The following is a 22,599-nucleotide window of genomic DNA, read 5'->3' as shown; positions in this document are numbered from 1 at the left end:
CTCCTGGTGGTGCTAAGGCGCGATGGGGCGTGCCGGGGATGCGGTGATGGGCGGGCTGTCGCTGCCAGCGGCCGCACTGCGCAAGGCCGTGGGCACGGCAGGCCCGGGGCCTGCCGCTGGCACTTCGGATGGCGCTGCTGCCGGGGCTACAACAGGGGCAGTAGCCGGAGCGGTCAGCGGGCTGGCTGCAAGCGTGGCACTGTCCACCATGGGCACCGCCGCAGCGGGTGCGGGCGTTGGCAATTCGCCACCGTTGCGCCGGCGCATGGCGGTCTGCACCGTCTGCAACTGCGCTTGGAGGGTCTGCATCGAGTTCGCATCAATCAGCGCGGGCACATTCTTGGCGGCGGGCTGGCTGAGCCGTTGCAGCAGTTGCGAGGCCTGTGCCTTCTGGTCGCTGGCCATCAGGTAGAGGGCGAGGTTGAGCTGCACCCGCGCATTGCTGGGGGCCAGTTGCGCCGCTTGCAGCACCGGCAGGTGGGCAGCCTCCGTCTGGCCATCGAGCATATGGGCGTAGGCCAGGTCGCTCAACACATCGGCATCGATGGGGTTAATCTGGCGTGCCATCTCCAGCTGCGCAATGGCGTTGGGGTACTGGCCCTGGCTGGCGTACAGCAGGCCCAGGCCACGCCGCGCACGCGCCACGGTGCTGCTGTCAGGGTCCGCCAGCAAGGCCTGGTAACCCTGCTCGGCCAATTTGCCTTGGCCGGTATTGCGCAGTGCATCCGCGCGCATCAAGCGGATCTGCGGCTGGCTGCCGTACTGGCGCTCAAAGGCCTGCGTGTGCGCCAGTGACGCATACCACTGGTTGGCCTGCTGCATCTGGCGGATCAGGTTCAGATAGGTTTGCTGCGGATCGATCTGGGTCAGCTGCGCGGCCTTTTCCATTTGCTGCTGGGCCTGGGCCGCCGTGCTTTGCTCGGCAGCGCCATAGCCTTGCGGGCCTTTGGAGGCGCAGCCGGTCAGCAACGCGGCCGCCAAGGCCAGCAGCGGCATGGCGAGTAGAGAGGTGTTGCGGTTGGTTTGGCGCATGCTTATCGCCCTCCAATGGATGACAGGGAGCGGATCACCGCCGTAAAGCCGGGCCCTGCGGTGATCACGATCAAGGCAGGGAGCAAAGTCAGCACCATCACGCCGGTCATCTTGACCGTGATGGTGCCGATCTTTTCCTTGAAGTTGGCCTGGCGCTTTTCACGCAGGCGCAGGCTGAACTCGCGCAGCGGCTCCTGCACGGCGCCGCCATGCCGGTCCACCTGCACCAGCAGGTTGACCACGGCGCTCATGTCGTCGTCGGCCCCCAGCATGGCCAGGCGCTGCAGCGACTGCTCACGCGTGCGGCCCGAGCTGTAGAGCCGGTTGGCCAGGCCCAGCTCGGCGCTCAGCACCCGCAGCACGCTGCCAAACTCGGTCGCCAGAATATGCAAACTCTGGTCAATGCTCAGGCCCACGCCTTGCAGCAGGCGCAACAGGTCCACAAACAGCGGCAGCTCTTCGACCACCTGCTTGCGGCGGTTGGTGGCCTTGGAGCGCAGAATCCACTTGGGCAGCATCAGGCCCAGGCTGAAAGCCGCAAAAGCATAGAACACAGCCATGGTGCCCTGGGGCTCAAAAATCAGCAGCGCCAAAGCCGGCAGGGCCAAGCACAGCACCGTGCGGCTCACCACAAACGTGAGGCCACCACGTGCCATCTCGATGCCTGCCTGCTCCATGAGTTTGCGGTCTTCGTCGGCAAACAAGGCCTTGGCCAAGCCCGTTTCCAGCCAGGCAGGGGGCTTGAGGCGCTCGATCACCTGCTGGGCCGCTTCCTGCTCGCTTTGAGACGCGGAGCTGGGCAAGGGCTGCAGGCCGGGTATCGGGAAAGGCTGAATTACCGCCGCTGACGCTTCGCGCTGGCGCAGCAGCTGTACGACACGCTGCTCGGTGCGTTCGGCGCGGTGCTGGCGCAGCAGCAGCCGGCCAGCAAGCATCAGCAGACCCAAAGCAGCCAGCACCAGGCTTGCGATCCACAGTTGGTCAGCGGTCATGGGCGCTCCTCTGCACAGCAGGCGTGCGCCGACGGCGATGTACCCCGGCGGTCTTGAAGGCAAATGGATAGAAGCATCTCTAGCCCTCCTTATTTCAGGCGTGCCAGCCGGTACAGCAGGAAGGAGCCAAACACTTCCAGGCCTGCTGCGATAAAGATCATTTTTTGGCCCGTACCGTCCTGCCACAGCCGCATAAAGTAGCCCTGGTTGAGCAGCATGATCAAGCTGCCCACAACGATGGGCAGCAAGGCCAGGATCCAGGCTGACAGGCGCACTTCGGTGGAGAGGGAATGGAGTTCGCGCTCGGCCGATTGGCGGTCTCGGATATAGGCCGATACCCGCTCCAGCACCTGGTCCACCCGGCCGCCATAGCGCGTGCTCATGCGGAACACGGCGGCGAGCAGACCAAATTCGGCCAGCTTCCAGGTGCGTTCGAGTTGGGTCATCGCCTGGCCCAAATCGGGCGAGACGCTGAGCGAGGCATTGACATGCTGCAGGGCACTGCCCAGTGGCTCGGGCACATTGCCGCTGGCAAACTGGAAGGCGGCATGGGGCGAGTTGCCGATGGAGATCAGGCGCACCATATTGTCCAGAAAGCCGGGCAGCAGCGAGAGCATCTTGGCGCGGCGCTTGCTCACCCGGTGCCAGATGCCAAACCAGGTCAGCAGTGCGTAGACGGCCAGCACCATCAGGCCCAGCAAGGCGCCTGCTTGCAATGCCACCAGACACGCGAGTAACAGCCCCAGGCCGGCGATCATGACCAGGCCGCGCGGGGTGATGCCCCAGGCGCCATAACCCAGATGGTCATACAGCCATTGCCGTGCCGATGCCGAGGGGCTGAGCGCGCTCGGCAAGGCGGCGGAGGCACGCGGATCGGCCACCATGCCGGGCATGGGCGCTGCTGCAACGCTGGCCATCAGATCGCGCTGGATATCTCGGCTGCGCTGCATATGGCCGGCAATCGATTGCCGCGCCTGCTGCTGGCGCGCACGGGAGAACAGCCACAGCGCCAGGGCCAGCAGCGCGCAGGCGAGGGCGGCGATGACCAGGACGACCGGGTGGATGTTCATCGTTGCCCTCCGCTGTTGCCAGCCTGCTGTTGACCCCGCCACCAGGCCAGCAATTTGGGCGAGTGTGGGGAGATGCCCATGGAGACCCATTGGTCCTGCTCCTGGCCGTCGGGCCCGATCTGGGACTCGTAGCGGTAAAGCTCCTGGGTAGAGATCATGTTGTCGGTCATGCCGGTGACCTCGGTCAGCGACAGCAGGCGCCGGCGGCCGTTGGAGAGGCGGCCGATCTGCACGATAAAGTCCACCGCATTGGCAATCTGGCGGCGCAGGCTCACTTCGCTGCCCTGAAAGCCGGCAAAGCCGGCCAGCATCTCGGCGCGGTAGAGGCATTCACGGGGCGAGCTGGCATGGATGGTGCCCATGGAGCCATCGTGGCCGGTGTTCATGGCCTGCAGCAGTTCCAGCACTTCGCCGCTGCGCACTTCGCCGACGATGATGCGGTCGGGCCGCATGCGCAGGCTGTTGACCAGCAGGTCGCGGATGCTCACATGGCCCGAGCCGTCAAAGCTGCCCGGCCGGCTCTCCAGCCGCACCACATGGCTGTGGTTCAGGGCCAGCTCCGCGGTGTCCTCAATGGTCACGATGCGCTCGTTGCTGGGGATGAAGCTGGCCAGCGCATTGAGCAAGGAGGTCTTGCCCGAGCTGGTGCCGCCGCTGACCAAGATGTTGCAGCGGGCCTTGACGGCCATCTCCAGAATGCGGCAGATGTCTTCGTTGAAGCTGCCCAGCTGCACCAGGTCCTTGGGGGTGAGCGGATCCTTGCGGAACTTGCGGATCGAGACCGTCGGGCCGTCAATGGCCAGCGGGCCGATGATCACATTGATACGGCCACCATCGGGCAGACGGGCATCGACCATGGGGCTGGATTCATCGAGCCGCCGGCCCAGCGGCGCCAGAATGCGCCGCACGATGCGCAGCACATGCTCGTCATCCTTGAAGTGCGAGGCCTCGCGCTCAAGCATGCCGCCGCGCGAGACATAGATGTCCCGGTAGCCATTGATGAGGATGTCCTCGACACGTGGGTCTTCCAGCAGCGGCTGCAGCGGGCCCAGGCCGGTCAGCTCGCGGCTGAGCGCCTCGGCTACCTGCCGCGCTTCCTGGTCGTTGACCGGCACCGCATGCAGGCGGATAAAGCTGTCCAGCTCCAGCTTCACAAACTGCGCAATTGCCGCCTGCGACCAGCGGCCAAACTCCGCCCCCAGCTCCTCAATGCGGCTGAGCAAATGCTCATAGGCATGGTTCTTCAGATCGGCGAGCAGCTGGGCATGCTGCAGGCTCTCGCTGGCAGCGGTGGCGGAGTGGGTGTAGTCCGTGGTCGTCATGGTTTTCAGTGTCCGCGCAGGCGCTGGAGAAGGTATTGCAAGGGCCCGACCGCGCTGCTGCGCTGGCTCAGGCGCTGAGGGTGGTGCTCGGCCAGCAGCTGATCGGCCAGCTGGCCAACGGCCTTCACATAGGGCTCGCTGCGCTGCTGCGCCTGCAGCAGCTGGCCCCGGTTGACCTCCTGCATCAAGGGGCGGCGGCGCTCTGGAATGCTGGCCAGCAAAGGCAGTTGCAACTGGGCCGCCATATGCGCGGCTGCCAGCTCCAGGCGGCTGTCATGGCGGTTCACGATCAGCTCGATGCGCTCGGGCGCAATGCCCATGGCCTGCAGCTGCTGCAGCAGCTCGGCCGTCCAGACCACGCTGGCCACGCTCTGGTCGCAAACCAACCAGATCTGGTCGGCCTGGGGCAGCACCTCGGCCATCACCGGCAGCGGCGTATCGGCACCCAGGTCCAATACCAGGTGCTCAAAATACTGGCCCAGGCGCTGGACCAGCGCGTCAATCTCTCCGGCCGCTGGCAATGCGGCATGGCGCGGCATGGTCAGTAGCCGCAGGCCGCTGGGGTGGCGCGACAGCGCACTGGCCGCCATGCGCTTGTCCAGGCGCCGCTGCTGGCTGAGCGCATCGGCCAGGCTGAACTCGCCTGGCGTGTTGAGGTAGATGGCGCAGTCCCCGCCGGAGGCACCCATGTCCAGCAGCAGGGTGTGCAGGCTCTGCGCATCGGCTGCATGGTTGGTGGTTGCAGCAGCCTTGCCTGCGCGTGCCGGGCTCAGGCCTTCTTGCAGATGCCAGGCCAGGTGCGATGCCAGCAGGCTGCAGCCCAGGCCCGCCCGGGCCGAGAGCAGCGCGGTGATGGGCGCGGCATCCGCGCGGCGGTGGTCAACAGCAGCGGGGCGTGCCAGCAACTGGCTGACCACGCGCTGGGCCGGCTCCAGCGGCGCATCCAGATCCAGAAAATCCTGCACGCCTGCACGCAGTGCCGCCAGCAGGCACTCTGCGTCTTGCGCATGGCCAATCGCCACCCGGGGGATGTGCGGAAAGGCCTGCTGCAACTGGCTGACCAGCGCGGTGGAGGCCTCGACATTGGCGCAGTCAAACTGCACCAGGACGGCCTGGGGTTGCAGCTGCTGCACTTGATCGGCCACCGTGTACAGGCTTTGGGCGACATGGGGCTGGGCGCCGCCCAGCAGGCGCTGCATCCAGACCAGGGCCAGAGCGCCTTGCGGCGGCGGCGCCTGCACCAGCAGCAGTGGCACGGTGGCAGGCATGTCGCCAGCGTGTTCGGCCGCGGCCGGCACCGGCGTCAGCGAGGGCGGCACAGCGCGCAGGGCTGGGCGCTCGTTGGCATCTGCCGGCGCAGGCCGTGCCTGCCCGGGCCTGGGCGTGAGCAGGTCGGCCAGCGAGGGGTTCTCGGGCGTGGGGCCTGCGCCGTGGGGGGCGAGAGAATCCTTGTTCATGGCATCAGTACGAAAAGCCGGGCAGGGGAGAGTCGGCATAGGGCGCACCCACGGCATAAGGCGCCCAGACGCGGCCGGCATTGGGCAGCTCTTGCTGGGCACCGGGCAGCAGTGCCTCCAGGTTGGTGCCTGCGGGCAAGGGCTGCACCAGGCGTGGGGTGACGATGATCACCAGCTCGGTCTCTTCCTGCGAGTAGTTGAGGTTTTTGAAGAAGGTGCCCAGGATGGGCAGGTCACCGAGCAGGGGTACCTTGTTGACATTGGACAGGGTTGAGCGGCTGACCAGCCCACCGATGACAAAGCTCTCGCTATCGGCCAGCTCGACAAAGGTGTCGGCACGGCGGGTGCGCAAGGCCGGCACCGAGATGTCGTTGATGGTGACGCCCTGGGTGTAGTCCAGGTCGCTGGCTTCGGGCGCGACCTTGAGGGCGATGCGCTCATTGGAAAGAATGGTCGGCGTCAGCTGCAGCTTGACGCCAAACTCCTTGTACTGGATGGAAATGCTGTTGCTGCCGCCGCTGGGCACGGGGATGGGGATTTCGCCGCCAGCCAGGAAGCTCGCGGTCTGGCCGCTTTGGGCCACCAGCGTAGGCTTGGCGAGCACACGCGCCAGGCCATTGCCTTCCAGAAAGCCCAGCTGCGCGGTAATGCCCTTGCCGCTGAAGGCCCGGCCAAAGCCCAGCACCAGGTTCATCGCACTGGCAATGGCCGAGGTGCCCCCATCGGTACCGCTGCCAGTACCACTACCACTGCCACTGCTGCCACTCGACGAGCCACTGCTGCTGCCATTGCTGCCCGGGGTGTAGACCCCAAACTGGAAGCCATGGTCATTGGCACCGCCGCTGTTGAGCTGCACGCCCGCGCGCCGCATGGCCGACTTCTTGAACTCCACCACCTGCACATCGACCTGCACGGTATTGCTGCGCACATTCACCTGGGAGAGGTCGGTCAGTGGCGTGCCCTTGGGTGCGGTGAGGGCCAAGTCGGCCGATGCGCGTGCATGCTCGGGCAAGGATTGCAGGCGGCGCTCCAGCAAGAGACGCGGGCCGCTGACCACGACGTTCCAGGTTTGAGGCTCACCCTGGCTAGGCCAGACCATGAAGGTGGTGCTGCCTGCGGCCTTGGGGGTCAGCAGCAGCTCGGCATGGCGGACGGGGCGCTGGCCGGCTGCCTTGCCTGTGGCAGGCTTGCCAGTCTGGGGCAGTTCGCCCAGCACCTGCACATCCAACACGGCAGGGTCGCCAATGGCGATGCGTGCAATGGCGATACCGGGCTTGAACAGCTGCTGCTGGCCTTGCACCAGCGCCAGGGGCTGTGCGCTATTGGCAGCGGGCGCTACAGTCTGGGCCTGCACGGCCAGGGCGCTGACCAGCAGGGGCAGCCAGGCGGCGGATGCGAGTGCGGTGGTTCTCATAGTCGGTTCCCTCGTCTGTCTCGTTCTGGTTCCGGGCCTTGCGGGCCCGTGTGCGCCTGTGGCGGCGCGGTCAACCGGGGCTGACAACCCCGGCCGCCATCAATAACGTACGGTCTGCACGCTGCCGCCTTGGTAGACCTCCAGCGAGCGTGGTGGCGCCATGGGTGCAGCGGGCGCGGGCGCCTTGGCCTGCGTGATGGTGGGGGGGCGGCGCGCTGGTTTGCTGTCAGCGCCCGTTGCCAGATCCTTGAAGCGCAGGCCGGCAAAGGAGCGGTCCATGTCCTGCAGTTGTTCGCCCTTGGCCAGCTTGCCCGCTACGGGCTGCAGCACGGTGGGCAGGGCCGCAAACAGCGCCGGGTCGGGCAAGCGGCTGTCATCGGGGTTGCGCAGTGCCAGGCTCAGCTGGCCATATTTCTCGGCCAGGGTCAGGCGCTCTACGTCCTGCAAAGGCACGGCCAGCACGGCGGTGGCAGCACTGCGCGCCGCCTGGGCATCTTGTGTATTGCGCCGCGCCGCATTGGCGCTGCTGCCGGTCTTGGCGGCTTCTTGCTCTTCCTGCTGGCGCTGGGCCTGGGTGAGCGGTGGGTTTTCCACACTGGCTGCGCCATAGGCCAGCACACGGGTGCGTGCCAGCAGCAGCCGGGTCTGGCTGTCTACCTCGGCGGCATCGGTCTTGCCGTCCAAGGTGAAGAACACATCGACAAAATCACCCGGCCGCACATGGTGGCCCGCAGCCATGGCCTCGCGGATACCGACGGACACCGCCCGTTGACCGGACTCGACCTGCAGCGCTAAGCCGCTGATCAGCTGCTGCTCAAACAAGGGGGCATCAGGCGCCAAGGCCATGGTGGTGGTGCGGCCCAGCAGCACATCGGTGGTGGCAAAGCTGGAGGCCACGGCCACCGGCAACTGCGCGATCTTGATATCGTCCGCGACCAGCCGCTGGCCTGCCGCAATAGGCTTGGCCGCTACCACAACGGCAAAGGTGGGCGCAGCTTGGCTGGCAGCACCGCTGCTTGGCGCGGTGGTCGGCGCCACCGGCCGATTGGCCGTCTGGCGGCCCAGCAGCAAGGCGCCCAGGCCCAGGGCCAAGGCCAGTACCAGCAGCAGGCCGGCAAGTATCTTGGTGAGGTTCATGGTCGAGGGCTCCTAGAGGTTGAACGCGGCATATGCTTTGCTGTCGCGGCAGCGCATGCGGCCCAGGGGGACGACAGCAAAGCACATGGAAGGGGGAGGTGGATAGAGGTGCATGTCAGCAGTCCTTCAACCCTGGAAAGGAACGGAATTGCGCATCATCAGCACGATTGCCACCAGGGCCATATACCCGGCATAGGGAATGCTGCGCCGGGGACCACGGGGTCGGTCGTTGGCAGGCGCATCGGCACCGGCTGGCAGTACGGGTTGCAGCATGGGCAGCCTGGCCAGCAGCAGTGCGCCTAGGGGGCTGCGCAGCAGAATGCGGCATCCCAATACGACCATGCTGTGCAGACCGGCAAGCAGGCTGGCACCCAGCCAGATGGCCAGCAGATAGGGGGACAGCCCAAACCACAGCCCAGCCACCGCCGCAAACTTGACATCCCCGGCGCCCATCCAGCGGATGGCGTACAGGGGCAGCAGAGCGACAAAGGCCACCGCCATACCTGCCAGGCCTTGCCAGGCCAGCATGTCGAACGGTTGTGCACCTCCGAACAGTGCTGCTAGGCCGGTTGCCAGGCCCAGTAGCACCATCCAGTTGCGCACCTTGCGGCTGCGCAGGTCCATGACTGCTATGGCGACGAGCCACAGCAGCAGGATCCAGGTGAAGGCAGTGGTAGCCACGTCTGCTCAACCGGGTGTGGCAGCAGCAGTCAAAGATTCAGCGATCTTTTCAAAAACGACTTTTAGCTCCTTCCCGATATCAGTCAGTGCTGCAAGGAGACCGACCGCAATGAGCCCCGCAATCAACCCATACTCAATGGCGGTCGCGCCTTCTTCATCGTTCCAGAAGTTCTTGATGATGTTGGTCATGATGCTCTCCATTTACATAGCCCAGCTGAAAAACAGTGGCAGGCGTGGGCAAGCGCCTGTCGCTGTGGAAACCCGTACCTCTTACCAGCGCAGAGCGCGCGGCGCACCAGGGCCTTGCGGCTGGCTGAGCAGCTGCGTGTCCCATCGGTGGTCCAGGCGCAGCGGCAGGTGCTGTGCAGTCAAAACAGGGGGGGAGGTATAAGGTGTGCCGGGCCGGGCAGGGGCTGCGCGGCTGCTGGCCAGTGGCGCGGAGCCAGGGCCGGCAAAGGGGCGCTGCGCGGTGGCAGGCGCGGGGGCATTCGCAAAGCGCTGGGCAAAGAGCTGGTCCAGCCAGTGCTCGGGCAAGTCGCGGGGCAGCAACTGGCCGGTGGTGCGGGTCAGGCGCAATTCATTGATGCGCTGGTCATACATGGCATCGGCGGCGTCCAGCATCAGGCGCTGTACGTCGAGCTGGGCATCGAGCACCTGCGAGAGGTTGCCCCGGCCCACTTCCAAGAGGCGCCGGTAGCCCTCAAAGGCGGCACTGGCTTCGCGCACGGCATCGCGCAGCTGGGCTTCGCGGGCGCGTCCCGCTTGCCAGCGGCCCCAGGCCGATGAGGCGGCCTCATGCACCTGGCGGCGCACGGCTTCTTGCTGGGCTTGTTGGGCCTGCAGCTCGCTGATGGCCTTGAGGATGCGGTCCCGTAGCTCAAAGCCATTGCCAAAGTTCCAGTTCAGCTCCACGCCATAGCGCGTGCCTTCGGTGTAGAGCACGCTCTTGGGGTCGCGGGTGTGCGAGACCACCGCTGCCACCGTGGGCCAGCGCTGGGCCTTGCTGCGGTCCACCTCGGCCTGGGCGCGCTCGATCAGATGACCGATCTCGCGCAGCTCGGCGCTTTGGTCTTCGGCGGCCAGCAGTGCGGCTTGTTCATTCGTTGGCACCCAGAAGCTGGGCACCTGGGGCTCGGGCAGCCACGTGAGGCTGGGGATGTAGTTGAAGAACCGGGTAAAGCGGGCCTGCGCATCGATGCGCTGGGCTTCCAGGGCGTTTTGCTGGGCCAGTGCGCTGGCGCGGCGCGATGCGGCCTGGCGCAGGTCATTGCGGCCCACGGCACCCAGCTCGGCGCGGCGCTCTTCCACCCGGGCCAGCTGGCCGATGATCTCGGCCGACTCGGAGGCAATGCGGGCCTTGGTCTGAAAGCGGTGCAGCTCCAGCAAGGCCGACAGCGCGTCGAGCAGCACATTCTGGCGCGTGGTGTAGAGGGCGCTGCCTTGCGCCGCTTCCATGGCCTGGGCCGAATCGATGCCGGCGCTGATGGCGCCGCCATCGAGCAGGTTCATGCGCACCTCGGCATTCACTGCCGTGTACGAGCTGCGGCGCCCGCCCTGGGGCAGGGCCGCATTGCCGGCCGAGGTACCCAGTTTGAAGGTAGGCCAGCGTGCGCCTTCTGCCGTGTGGGTGTCGTAGCCCGCCGATTCCACCGCGGCGCGCGCCTTGCGCACATCGGGATGCTCGCTGAGCATGGTGTAGAGCGCCGCCAGCAGCTGCTGCTGGGACGAGTTGCCGGCGAGCGTGCCGGGCATCAGCTTGGGCGCCATCTGCAATAGGGCAGCCGGACCGTTGTAGGCGGGTATGACGGGGGCAGTTGGTGCCGCTGGCGCAGGTGTCGGGGCAGCAGGCAGTTCTGCCGTGGTTGTGGCTTCGGCGCTGCTGGCCAGTTCAAGCGCGGTATCGCTGCTGTCTGGCGCGGGTTCGGCCATCTGCACGCGCAGCGGCATCTCCAGCACTGGCGTGGCTTCGGCCTGGCTGCTGTCCTGCGCCGGCACGGTGCCATCGGAGAAGCCCTGCGCCTGCAGATCGCTACTGGCCAAGGCCATGGTGAGCGCGCAGACGATTCCCCACACCGCAGACCCCTGCGGCTCGGCACGCCCTGGGCAAGCCAGGCGCGGCTGGGCCACCAGGTAGCGGGCTGGCAGACTGCTGGGGGGAAGCGGGGCAAAGAGGCGCATGGCTCAAGGCTCCCGGAAAGCTTCGCTCTGGATATGCAGCACGGGGCGCAGCAGGTACCAGATAAAGGGTTCGCGGCCCAGCAGCAGATCGAGCTCGGCCTGCATGCCGGTGGTGATGCGGTTGTCCTTGCGGCCGACCCAGGGTTGGCTCAGGCTGGCCTGGATGCGGAAATACGAGGGCGAATCGGGCACGTTCGGGTCGTGGTCGGCATCGGCTGACACCAGGGTCACCTTGCCAGGCACAAAGCCATAGCGCAGGTAGTCGTAGGCACTGACCTTGGCCTTGGTTTCCTGGCCGGCGCGCACATAGCCCCGGTCGGCCGGGTTCAGGCGCGCTTCGACGATGACCTCGTCCTTGTCGGGCACCACTTCCAAAATCGCCTCGCCGGGCTTGACCACCCAGCCGGCGCCCGAGCTGCGCAGACCTTTGACCACGCCATCGGTGGGAGCCAGCACGACGGTGCGGCTGCGCTGGCTGCGGGCGCGGGACAGGTCTTCGCTCAGGCTGAGCAGTTCGCGCTCGGTCTGGGCCAGCTCTTCGGAGGCACGGCGGCGGAACGCGCCCTGGGTTTCCAGAATCTTGGCCTGGGCCTGCTCGACCTTGGCACGGTTGCTGACCAGGCTTTGCACGGCGGCCGCCAGATCGGTGCGTACCAGGGTCAGGGCGCGCTGCTTGTCCAGCACTTCAAGCTGGCCAATCAGCTGCTCGGCCGCCAATTGCTGGGCAATGCCCGCCTCTTGCTCGTGCAGGGCCAGGCTGCTGCGCAGGCCGTCAATACGGGCCTGGCTTTGGGCCACATCGCCGCGGGCCTGCAGCAGCATGGCCTGGCTGGATGCGAGGCTGCCCTGGTATTCCAGTGCACGGGAGGTGAAGGCGCCCATCTCGGCGCGCACGATCTTGCTCTCCAGCTCCTTGGGGAAATCTGTGGCCTTGAGCGCCAGTCCCTGGCTCTCGGCCGTCAGGCGCGTGCGGCTGGCCTGCGCGGTGGCGCTGCGGGCCGTCAGTTGCTCCAGGTTCAGGCTGCTGCCGCCCAGGTCAATCTCCAGCAGCGGCTCGCCCTTGTGTACTTCCTGGCCTTCCTTCACATGCACGGTGGTGACGATGCCGCCTTCCAGATGCTGCACGGTCTGCACGCGGTCGGAAGGAATCACCTGGCCGGTGGCCACCACGACGTTCTCTACCGGGTAGAACAGGCCGACCAGCACCAGCACGCCCAGGGCCGCCAGCGCGATGCGGCGCTGGTTGCGGCCGGGTGCGGGCGTACCGGGATCGGGTGCGCGCTCCAGGTTTTGCAGTACCTGGGGCAGGTCGTGGAGGGTGCGGGCGCTCATGATGCCAACCCCTGGGCTTGTGTGGGGCCGGATGGGGCCGATGGCTTGGCGGCTGCGCTGCGCGATGCGGTGGCCTCATTGGCGGCCGCCGCTGGCTTGTTGCTGAGGCCAAAGAGCAGTGGCAGCATCTGCTCGGGCTGGCCCTGGTCAACCTGGCCATCGCCGCGCACATGGTAGATATGCTGGGCGAGCGATGCGACGCGCAGCGAATGGGTGACGATGATGACCGTGTGCTTGGTCGCAATCTGGCGCAGGGTTTGCAGCAGCGCGGTTTCGCTTTCGAAATCCAGGTCGTTGCTGGGCTCGTCCAGGATCAGCACCGAGGGGTTGCGCAAGAACAGCTGGGCCAGGCCGAGCTTGCGCAGCTCGCCGGCGGACAGGCCCGCGCCGCCTTCGCCCAGGATGGTCTGGTAGCCCTGGGGCAGCCGGCTGATGAAGCTGTGCGCGCCCGCCAGTTGGCAAGCCGCCAAGATCTGGCCGTCATCGGCATCGGGGCTGACCATGCGCAGGATATCGACGATGGGGCCGCTGAACCAGTAGGTCTGCTGCGCAAGGCAGCCCACCCAACGGCCCAGGTCATTGCGCGGGAACTGCGCCATGTCGTATTCGTCGATCGAGATCGTGCCCTGCGTGGGCTGGTACAGGCCGGCCAACAGCTTGGCCAGGGTGGATTTGCCGGCGCCATTGCGGCCCAGGATGGCATGGATGCCGCCAGGGCCGATCTGCAGCGACACCTGGTCCAGCGCCAGATGGCCCGAGGGGTACTGGAAGCTGGCCTGCTCCAGGCGGAACACGCCGCGTGGCCGGGGCAGCGCAATGCGTTGGCTTTCGGGCTCCAGCGGCTCTTCCAGCGCTTCCTGCAGGCGCACGGTGGCCTCGTTGGCACGGGCCAATGAGCGCCAGTTGCTGGCCAGCTGGGCGATCGGGCCCAGGGCCTTGCCTGACAGCAGGTTCACGGCCATCAGGCTGCCGATGCTCATCCATTGCGCATTGATGGCCAGCGCACCGACGGTGATGACGGCCATCGAGAAAAAGGTCAGCAGCACATGGCTGGTTTCCTTGGCGTTTTCCATTTCGCCGTTCTTGTCGAAGCTCTCGGCCAGCCAGCGGTCATAACCGGACTGCCAGGCCTGCTGGGCCGCTGCGTCATAGCCCAGCACCTTGAGGGTGCCGCGTGCATTGCAGATCTCGGCCGTGCCACGGTCCAACTGGCGCGCCTGCTCGACTTCTTCGACCCGGCCACTGCGCACCTCATCGGCCCACCACCAGGCCAGCACGCCCAGCACAATCATGGCCACCACAATCACCGGCAGGACGGGCCAGGCGATGATGCCGATCACGATCAACGCGAGCAGGGCCATCGGCAGATCCAGTACCGAGGAGGCCACGCCGCCCGAGATGCAGGAGCGCATCGAGCCGACATCGCGGAACAGCTGCAACCACTGCGTGGCAGAGCGTTGCTCCAGAGTCAACAAGGGGTGGCCCAGCATGGAGCGCATCAAGCTTTGCGAGACTTCGCGGTCAATCGTGGCGCCGGCTTCCCGCAGTGCACGGGCACGCTTGCGGCGCAGGTAAAGCTCCAGGCCCAGCATGCAGAGCACGCCGGCCACCATGGCGGTGAGGGTGGCCGTGCCGCCGCGTGAGATGACGCGGTTATAGACCTGCAGCAAGAAGATGGAGGGCAGAAGGCCCAGCAGACTGATGGGCAGGGACAGCCAGACGGCCTGGTGCAGGTGGCCTTTGGCATGAGCGAACGACGTCGCCATGGCAGAGGCAAACGGGCTGGCCGTCGCCGCTTCGGCCTCCTGGGCCTGCGCCGTGGCTTCGGTGCGGGACACCAAGGCGCGGGGTAGCAGGTACTCGATCATGTTGGTCTCTCCCAATTCCTCTCAGCGATCCACTGTTGCGCTGCACAAATATGCAAATACGTTATTGGTTTTTCTTATTAACTCGCTAACTCGACTGCGGTTCTAGCCGCCATTTTTTGTAATTTACTTTGATTTTTATCAAACATATCCCGGAACAGCGTTAGTAAGAAATTGTATTTTTTTATGACAAATGTCTCCCACCCAGATACTAAATATAGGGTTTATCTAAATATTGCGAGAGAGGGTTTCTTAAAGCTTTTTTCTATGTAAATGTTCAACAAATTAAAGGTATTTGCTAATCAAAAATTGATTAATTGGGGAACAGCGATACGGTGAATCCACTGGTAACTGCGCCAACTGCTGGCTTGGAAGGGATCGGCATAGGCAAAAGGCTCGATAAACGCGGCCTGCTCCCGGGTGTCGGGTGGAACGAACATCGCAGCCTCAGGCTGGATGTATTGCGGCAAGCTGGCGCGCAAGGGCTGGCGCAGCGCCGCCAGCCAGCTGCAGCTTTGCAAATGCTGGCGCGCAGCGACCAGGCCCGGTTGCAAGGCCAGCTCGGCCACTGCGATGACGGACCAATCGGGTTGCGGCGCTGAGGCCCCGCCATGGGCCAGCAGGTGCCACTGCAGCCAGTGCCGGGTCAGGGTTTCGATGGCATTCATTTCAGGTGTTGCGATGCTGGCAGTGCTGGCTTCATTGGCAAGCTTGCTACCGGGTTTGGCAGCGCTGGCATCGCTCAGCGCGGTGGGTCCTGTCGATGCTGCCCCGTCGGTAGCCATGCAATCGGCATAGGCCGCCAGCGCCACCAGGCGCCAGGCGGGTGCCAGGGCGGCCGGTTTGGGTGTGGGCAAGGGCGGCTGCAGGTCGCTGTGCGCGGGCCGTTCCTTAGGGCCGATGCGCTGGGCCAACTGGGCCATCACCGGCACCACGCTGTCCAGCGCGTCGGCGCGCTGGGCCTGTGCATAGCGGGCCAGTACCAGCAGGCACAGTGCATGGTTCAGTTTCTGCGCTGGCTCTGCCTGCTGGCGCTGGACTTGCTGGCACAGCTGCAGCGCAGCACGACCCAGCAGCTGGGACAGGCCACGCTGTTGGGGCAGCGCATCGCCCGGCTGCTGCTGGTAGTGCTGCTGCACCAGCAGCAGCGCATAGAGCCGCGCGCAAAAGGCTTCCAGGCGCTCATTGCTCCAGGGGCTGAGCGCGGGTTCAGGCACAGCCAGGGACTGCAGCATGGCGATACTGGCATCGCCCAAAGGAAGGGGCAGCGGCAGCGCAGGCGCAGTGCTGGGTACCGGGGCCGGGTCCACACGCGGCAGCTGTGTCAGGCTGCCTTCGCTGTTCACAAACAGGCCTTGCAGATGCAGCAGCCAATGGGCGCGGGGCAGGCTGTCGGGCGGCTCGGCCATGCCGGGCAGCCATGCGCTGGGAGCGGGGGCTGTTGATGACCAGCGCTGGGGCGGCACCAGTTGCACCTGCTCCAGGCTCTCGTCGGCCAGCGCCCAGGCCGATACGGCGGGCAGCGGGCTGCAGGAGGGCGTGCTGGCTGGCAGCGCACTGATGTGCAAGGGCCAGTCTATGCGCAGCTCCAGGCAGTCCAGGCTGCGGCTCCAGGCCCATTGGCGCACCTGGGTGGTGCCGGCACGCCAGGCCGCATCCAGGGTGGCACGGCGCACATAGAAGGTGGCCACGGGCTCACCCGGGGTGGCCACGCTCAGCAGCAAGATGCAATCGCCAAAGGGCTCGGGCAGGGGGCTGGTGCGGGTCTTCAGATAGTCCAGGCCCAGGCCCAGTTGCTGGACCAGGCTGGGCTGTTTGCTCCAGCGGTGGGGTGCTTGGTGCGCCAACACGCGTCCTCCAGGGGCTGAGACAAGGGAAAGGCATGGCGCTGCTACACGCCATGCAGCGCGGCGCTTAGCGGTACTCGAACTCGACCCGGCGGTTGCGCTGGTGCGCTTCTTCGCTGGTACCGGTATCGGCCAGGCGTTCCTTGCCATAGCTCACCGCCTCGACACGGGCGGGGTCGACCCCCAGGGTCTGCAAACTGCTGCGTACGGATTCGGCGCGTTTCTGGCCCAGCGCCAGGTTGTACTCGATGCCGCCGCGCGCATCGGTATGGCCTTGCAGGGTCAGCGATTGGCCGGGGTGGCTGCGCATCCAGCGCGCATGGCTTTCCAGAATCGGGCGATCGGCCGGGCGCACGGTGTAGGAATCAAAGTCGAAATACACGATATGGGCGGTATCGGCCGGGCCTTTTTTGCCGGGCTGTGCGGTGGCCACGACGGGTGCCACGCCCGATTGGGCTGGCGCTGGTGCCGGTTTGGACACTGCGTAAATATGCTCCTCGCGTTTGGAGGTGGTGGAGCTGGTGCCGCAGGCGGTCAGGCTCAGGGCCAGCACGGCGGCGATGGAGAGAGGTAGATGTTTGAACATGGCAATCCTTGATGGGGTCCCGCGCTTGCCTGTTGCCAGGCAAGCGCTGCAGACCCATGGGATGGAAGCGGGTCAGTGATCAGCGCGGGGCGCGCTGTGCATCAGGCCAACTGGTGATGCAGCAGGTCCTGCGGCAGCACGTTGTGTGCATCGCCGCTGGCCACGCTGCTGATCGCGGTAGCGACCGGTTGCAGCGCGCTGCTGTCGTTGCTGGCGGCCAGGTGCGGCGTTGCCGTGCCGCCCAGCAAGCCACCCAGCACACCACTGCCGCCCAGCAGACCGCCGACGACACCGTGCTCACCGGTGATGCCTGAGAGCAGGCCGGTGTTGCCACCCAGCAAGCCGCCGACCAGGCCACCGTTGCCCGTCAGACCGCTCAGCAGACCGCCGGTTGCGCCCGTGGAGCCCAGCACGCTGCCGAGCACGCCCTGGTCGCCCAGCAGGCCGCTGACGACACCGCCCAGACCCGCCGTGCCGCCCGAGGTGGCACCACCCAGACCTGCGACCACATCGTGCACGGTCGAGATCACCGGCTCCAGCGCCTGGCCGGTTTCCTGGGTCAAGCCATTGACCGCCGAGGTCACCACGCCCAGTGGGCCGCTGCTGGTGCTGGTCAGGTTTTCGACCACGCTGGTGACCGGTGCCAGGACGCCGCTTTGCGGATCCAGCAAGGTATCGACCACCGCATTGACCGGTGCTGCCACCGTGCCGCCGACCAGGTCGCCCACGACGTTTTGCGCCGTAGTCACCACACCGCTGGCATCGGCGCCGCCGGTGCCGGAGCCCAGCAAGCCGCCCAGCAGGCCGCCGTCACCGGTCAGACCACCGAGCAGACCGCCATTGCCGCCGGCGACACCGCCGAGCAGGCCGCCTTCGCCGGTGACGCCGGAGAGCAGGCCACCGTTGCCACCCAGCACGCCACCGAGCAAACCGCCTTCACCGGTCAAACCGCCCAGCAGGCCGCCGACCGCGCCACCCGATGTGCCGCCGCTCAGACCCGCGACCACATCGTGCACCGCAGAGACGACCGGCTCCAGCGCCTGGCCAGGCACCTGGGTGAGGCCGTTGACCGCCGAGGTCACCACACCCAGTGGGCCGCTGCCGGTGTTGGTCAGGCCTTCAACCAGGCTGGTCACCGGTGCCAGGACGCCGCTTTGCGGATCCAGCAGGGTATCGACCACCGCGTTGACTGGCGCTGCCACCGTGCCGCCGACGAGATCGCCGACCAGGTTTTGCGCCGTGCTGACCACGCCGCTGCCATCGGCACCACCGGAGCCATTGCCCAGCAAGCCGCCCAGCAGACCACCGTCACCGGTGAGGCCACCGAGCAGGCCACCATTGCCGCCGACAACACCGCCGAGCAGGCCGCCTTCACCGGTCAAACCGCCGAGCAGACCGCCTTCGCCGGTCAGGCCACCCAACAGGCCGCCATTGCCGCCGACGACACCGCCCAGCAGACCACCTTCACCGGTCAAACCGCCGAGCAGACCGCCTTCGCCAGTCAGGCCACCCAGTAGGCCGCCATTGCCGCCGACGACACCGCCCAGCAGACCACCTTCACCGATCAAACCACCGAGCAGACCGCCTTCGCCGGTCAGGCCGCCCAGCAGGCCGCCATTGCCACCGATAACACCGCCGAGCAGACCACCTTCACCGCTGAGGCCGCCGCTCAGACCCGCGACCACATCGTGCACGGCAGAGACCACTGGCTCCAGCGCCTGGCCAGGCACTTGGGTGAGGCCGTTGACGGCCGAGGTAACCGTACCCAGCGGGCCACTGCTGCTGTTAGTCAGGCTCTCGACGATGCTGGTCACGGGGGCCAGCACGCCGCTTTGTGGATTGAGCAGGGTATCGACCACTGCACTGACCGGGGCGGCGGCCGTGCCACCGACCAGGTCGCCCACCACGTTTTGCGCCGTGGTCACCACGCCGCTGCCATCGCTGCCGCCAGAGCCGGCGCCCAGCAAACCGCCAAGCAGGCCACCTTCACCGGTCAGGCCGCCCAACAGGCCGCCATTGCCGCCGACGACGCCGCCCAGCAGACCGCCTTCGCCCGTCAGGCCACCCAGCAGACCACCTTCTCCGGTCAAACCGCCGAGCAGGCCGCCTTCACCAGTGAGGCCGCCCAGCAGGCCGCCGTTGCCGCCCGTCAGACCGCCCAGCACGCCGCCGACTACGGTGCCAATCAGGCCGCCACCCAGGCCGCCTCCGACACCACCATCACCGATGCTGCCCAAGCCGGCAATCAGCTCGTTCAGGGTGCCGATGACCGGCTGCAGACCTTGGCCTTCGACCTGCGTCAGGCCGCTGACCAGCTCGGTCAGCACACCCAGCGGGCCGCCCTCGACGGAGGTCAGGCCTTCGAGCACATTCGTCACAGTGGCCAGGGTGCCCGTGCCAGGGTTGAGCAGGCTGTCGAGCAGTTGGCCCACCGGCTCGGCGACCGTGCCGCCCAGCAAGCCATCGACGACATCCTGTGCCGTGGTGACCAGGCCGCCATCGGTGGCGCCGCCACCAGGGACCAGGCCGCCCAGCACACCGCCGACGATGCTGCCAATCAGGCCACCGCCCAGACCGCCGCCAGCACCACCGTCACCGATGCTGCCCAGGCCGGCAATCAGCTCGTTCAACGTGCCGATCACAGGCTGCAGGGCTTGGCCTTCCACCTGGGTCAAGCCGCTGACCAACTCGGTCAGCACACCGAGCGGGCCGCCGTCGACCGAGGTCAGGCCTTCCAGTACGCTGGTGACGGTGGCAAGGGTGCCGCTGCCCGGGTTGAGCAGGCTATCCAGCAGCTGGCCCACAGGCTCAGCCACCGTGCCGCCCAGCAAGCCATCGACGACATCCTGCACCGTGGTGACGATGCCGCCATCGGTGGCGCCGCCACCAGGCACGAGCCCGCCCAGCACACCGCCGACGATGGTGCCGATGATGCCGCCGCCCAGGCCGCCTTCACCCACATTGCCCAAACCGGCAATCAGCTCGTTCAAGGTGCCGATAACGGGTTGCAGCGCCTGGCCATCGACCTGGGTCAGGCCATTGACCAGCTCGGTCAGCACGCCCAGCGGGCCGCCGTTCACCGAGGTCAGGCCTTCGAGCACCGAGGTCACGGTAGAGAGGGTGCCCGTGCCAGGGTTGAGCAGGCTGTCGAGCAGCTGGCCCACCGGCTCGGCCACCGTGCCGCCCAGCAAACCGTCCAGCACGTCTTGCACGCTGGTGACCACGCCACCGTCGGTGGCACCACCGCCAGGTACCAGGCCGCCCAAAATGCCTTCCACGATGGAGCCGATCAGGCCACCGCTCAGTCCACCTTCACCAATGTTGCCCAAGCCGGCAATCAGCTCGTTCAAGGTGCCAATCAGCGGTTGCAGTGCCTGGCCGTCCACTTGGGTGAGGCCATTGACCAACTCGGTCAACACACCCAGCGGGCCGCCTTCCACACTGGTCAGGCCTTCGAGCAAACCGGTCACCGTTGCCAAGGTGCCATCGGTGGGGTGCAGCAGGCTGTCGATCAACTGGCCAACGGGTTCGGCCACCGTGCCACCCAGCAAACCATCCACCACTTCTTGCACCGTGGTCACGATGCCAGGGCCATCCGTGCCGCCGGGAGGCGTGCCGGAACCACCACCGAGCAAACCGCCGAGCAGACCGCCGACACCGGCGAGCAGGTCGCCCAGCGGGCTATTCTCACCCAGCAGGCCGCCCAGCACTTGGTTCACCAGGCCGGGGATGCCTTCGGTGGAGGTGGGATCGCCCAGACCGGCGATCAGCTGGTTGAGGGTCGACACCAGCGGCTCCAGCCCTTGGTCCTGGATATTGACCAGGCCATCGACCAGTTCAGTCAGCACACCCAGAGGGCCGCCGTTGGTGTTGGTCAACTGCTCCAGCACGCTGGTCACCACTGCCAGGGTTCCCGTCGATGGGTTGATCAGCGAGTTCACCAGATCCGTCACCGGTGCGACCAAGGTGCCACCACCCAGCGCGCCCAGTACGTCCTCCACCGAGGTGATCAGACCATGGCCATCCGTGGGATCGGTGGGGTTGGTTGGATCCGTAGGATTGGTCGGGTTGGTCGGATTCGTTGGATCCGTGGGGTTGGTGGGATTGGTCGGGTTCGTGGGGTCCGTTGGATTAGTCGGATTGGTAGGGTTGGTCGGGTCCGTTGGGTTGGTCGGATTGGTGGGGTTCGTAGGGTTGGTTGGATTTGTTGGATTGGTTGGATCCGTAGGATTGGTCGGGTTCGTCGGATTCGTTGGATCCGTAGGGTTGGTTGGGTTGGTCGGGTTCGTAGGATTCGTCGGATTGGTAGGGTCCGTCGGATTCGTTGGGTTGGTCGGATTGGTGGGATCCGTGGGGTTGGTTGGATTGGTCGGGTTCGTAGGATCCGTCGGGTTCGTCGGATTGGTGGGGTTCGTAGGGTTGGTCGGATTGGTGGGATCCGTAGGGTTGGTTGGATTTGTCGGGTTCGTAGGATTCGTGGGGTTAGTTGGATTGGTCGGGTTCGTAGGATCCGTCGGGTTGGTCGGATTCGTGGGGTTCGTTGGATTGGTAGGGTTGGTCGGATTCGTAGGGTTCGTTGGATTGGTCGGGTTCGTAGGATTCGTGGGGTTGGTAGGGTTGGTAGGGTTGGTAGGGTTGGTCGGATCCGTGGGATTGGTCGGATTCGTTGGGTTGGTTGGATTCGTGGGATCCGTGGGGTTGGTCGGATCCGTAGGATTAGTAGGGTTCGTGGGGTTCGTCGGATTGGTCGGATCCGTGGGGTTGGTGGGGTTGGTTGGATTGGTGGGGTTAACGGGCGGCGTGCGGTCGTCGTCATCGTCACCACTGTCCAGTGCGGCCGCAATCAGCGCTCCGCCACCAATGCCGACCAGGCCGGCCAGCAGAAAATCACCCAAGGTGGAGCCACCGGCCTCGGCCGTTTCCTGGGTCACGATCAGGCCCAGCGCGTTGCTGTCGTCGTTGGCAGGGGCCACATCGACCTTGCCCGATGCGAGATCCAGGGCCATCGCGCCGCCACCGTCAGCACCGGCTTGGTAGCCCAAAGTCGCTTCGGTGCCACCTGCGAAGGTACCGATCAGCTTCTGGCCACCAGCGCCGGTGAACTGCGCCTGCGCACTCCCATCGGCCGGGACGATGATCTTGTCACCCACCTGCAAGGCGGTGCCTGCGGGGGCTGCCATGGTCTGGCCGTCGCGCACGATCTGCACCCCGGCAGTCGCCTGGGACAGTGTGGCCGGCGTCCCCTTGGCCGACGCGGCCATCGCCGCTCCGCTGCCGGTTTGGGATGCCATGCCGTGGGTTGCCAGTGCGGCAGCTGCGGTATTGGAAGGGAGGGCGGTAGAGGTGGTCATGTTCTCTGTCCTGTTGGAGAGTGGAATATCAAACGCAAGGGCTCCGACTCGCCTCGCGAGGCTTATCTGGGTGGAGCCTGTGCAACTTGCGTGCCATAGATTTGTTTTTTATTTGCGTTCTTTTGGTATTTCATAAGTCATTGAAATATATGGATAAATATATTTAGGCGTCGATGAATGCCAGTTTAAAAACTATGGTGTGATCTGAGATTCAAGCAATGTCCAATGTTGTTCCCTCGCCCGTTACGTAACGTTCTGCCGTTACTGCGGAGCATTTCTCGTCTCCTTTTGCGATTAATAGGCTTTAAATCATGATCCTGGGCTATCCATAAAAA

The 22,599-nt window shown here is 65.9% G+C and carries 15 protein-coding genes; all 15 read right to left on the bottom strand.

Annotation, left to right across the window (positions count from 1 at the left end; genetic code table 11):
* Positions 1-12 precede the first annotated feature (12 nt).
* The gene (locus tag EDF71_RS20815) at positions 13-1,032 is read right to left on the bottom strand and encodes a tetratricopeptide repeat protein (RefSeq protein WP_133858457.1); all 1,020 of its coding nucleotides are present in this window, start codon (positions 1,030-1,032) and stop codon (positions 13-15) included.
* A gap of 2 nt (positions 1,033-1,034) precedes the next feature.
* Positions 1,035-2,024 (bottom strand): type II secretion system F family protein, encoded by a 990-nt coding sequence (locus EDF71_RS20810; RefSeq protein WP_133858456.1) that lies wholly within the window; start codon positions 2,022-2,024, stop codon positions 1,035-1,037.
* A gap of 89 nt (positions 2,025-2,113) precedes the next feature.
* Positions 2,114-3,094 (bottom strand): type II secretion system F family protein, encoded by a 981-nt coding sequence (locus EDF71_RS20805; RefSeq protein ID WP_133858455.1) that lies wholly within the window; start codon positions 3,092-3,094, stop codon positions 2,114-2,116.
* Complete coding sequence (locus EDF71_RS20800; protein ID WP_133858454.1) at positions 3,091-4,416, bottom strand: CpaF family protein; 1,326 nt, start codon at positions 4,414-4,416, stop codon at positions 3,091-3,093. Before EDF71_RS20800 ends, EDF71_RS20805 begins: the two co-directional genes overlap by 4 nt.
* Before the next feature lie 5 nt (positions 4,417-4,421).
* Entirely contained in the window at positions 4,422-5,873 is a 1,452-nt protein-coding gene (locus EDF71_RS20795; protein ID WP_133858453.1) for a pilus assembly protein CpaE, read from the bottom strand.
* Between the two features lie 4 nt (positions 5,874-5,877).
* Complete coding sequence (locus tag EDF71_RS20790) at positions 5,878-7,287, bottom strand: pilus assembly protein N-terminal domain-containing protein (RefSeq protein WP_133858452.1); 1,410 nt, start codon at positions 7,285-7,287, stop codon at positions 5,878-5,880.
* A 99-nt stretch (positions 7,288-7,386) separates the two neighbouring features.
* The gene (gene cpaB / locus EDF71_RS20785) at positions 7,387-8,424 is read right to left on the bottom strand and encodes a Flp pilus assembly protein CpaB (protein WP_133858451.1); all 1,038 of its coding nucleotides are present in this window, start codon (positions 8,422-8,424) and stop codon (positions 7,387-7,389) included.
* A gap of 126 nt (positions 8,425-8,550) precedes the next feature.
* Entirely contained in the window at positions 8,551-9,105 is a 555-nt protein-coding gene (locus EDF71_RS20780; RefSeq protein ID WP_243854382.1) for an A24 family peptidase, read from the bottom strand.
* Positions 9,106-9,111: 6 nt separating this feature from the next.
* On the bottom strand, positions 9,112-9,294 hold the full coding sequence (locus EDF71_RS20775) for a Flp family type IVb pilin (protein ID WP_133858450.1): 183 nt from the start codon (positions 9,292-9,294) through the stop codon (positions 9,112-9,114).
* Positions 9,295-9,375: 81 nt separating this feature from the next.
* Complete coding sequence (locus EDF71_RS20770) at positions 9,376-11,283, bottom strand: TolC family protein (protein WP_243854381.1); 1,908 nt, start codon at positions 11,281-11,283, stop codon at positions 9,376-9,378.
* A gap of 3 nt (positions 11,284-11,286) precedes the next feature.
* Positions 11,287-12,615, bottom strand: coding sequence for an HlyD family type I secretion periplasmic adaptor subunit (locus EDF71_RS20765; protein ID WP_133858449.1), 1,329 nt, complete (start codon positions 12,613-12,615; stop codon positions 11,287-11,289).
* Positions 12,612-14,483, bottom strand: coding sequence for an ATP-binding cassette domain-containing protein (locus EDF71_RS20760; protein WP_133858448.1), 1,872 nt, complete (start codon positions 14,481-14,483; stop codon positions 12,612-12,614). Before EDF71_RS20760 ends, EDF71_RS20765 begins: the two co-directional genes overlap by 4 nt.
* A 299-nt stretch (positions 14,484-14,782) precedes the next feature.
* Positions 14,783-16,327: a hypothetical protein gene (locus tag EDF71_RS20755; RefSeq protein WP_133858447.1), complete on the bottom strand. Its 1,545-nt coding sequence runs from the start codon at positions 16,325-16,327 to the stop codon at positions 14,783-14,785.
* A 67-nt stretch (positions 16,328-16,394) separates the two neighbouring features.
* The gene (locus tag EDF71_RS20750) at positions 16,395-16,913 is read right to left on the bottom strand and encodes an OmpA family protein (RefSeq protein WP_133858446.1); all 519 of its coding nucleotides are present in this window, start codon (positions 16,911-16,913) and stop codon (positions 16,395-16,397) included.
* A 101-nt stretch (positions 16,914-17,014) separates the two neighbouring features.
* On the bottom strand, positions 17,015-22,264 hold the full coding sequence (locus EDF71_RS20745; protein WP_208301103.1) for a hypothetical protein: 5,250 nt from the start codon (positions 22,262-22,264) through the stop codon (positions 17,015-17,017).
* Positions 22,265-22,599: the final 335 nt, after the last annotated feature.

The organism is Comamonas sp. JUb58, assembly GCF_004364775.1.
In the GTDB taxonomy this organism is placed as follows: Bacteria; Pseudomonadota; Gammaproteobacteria; order Burkholderiales; family Burkholderiaceae_C; genus Comamonas.
Note: the sequence above shows the minus strand (reverse complement) of the source record. Positions and strands in the feature narration are given on the sequence as shown.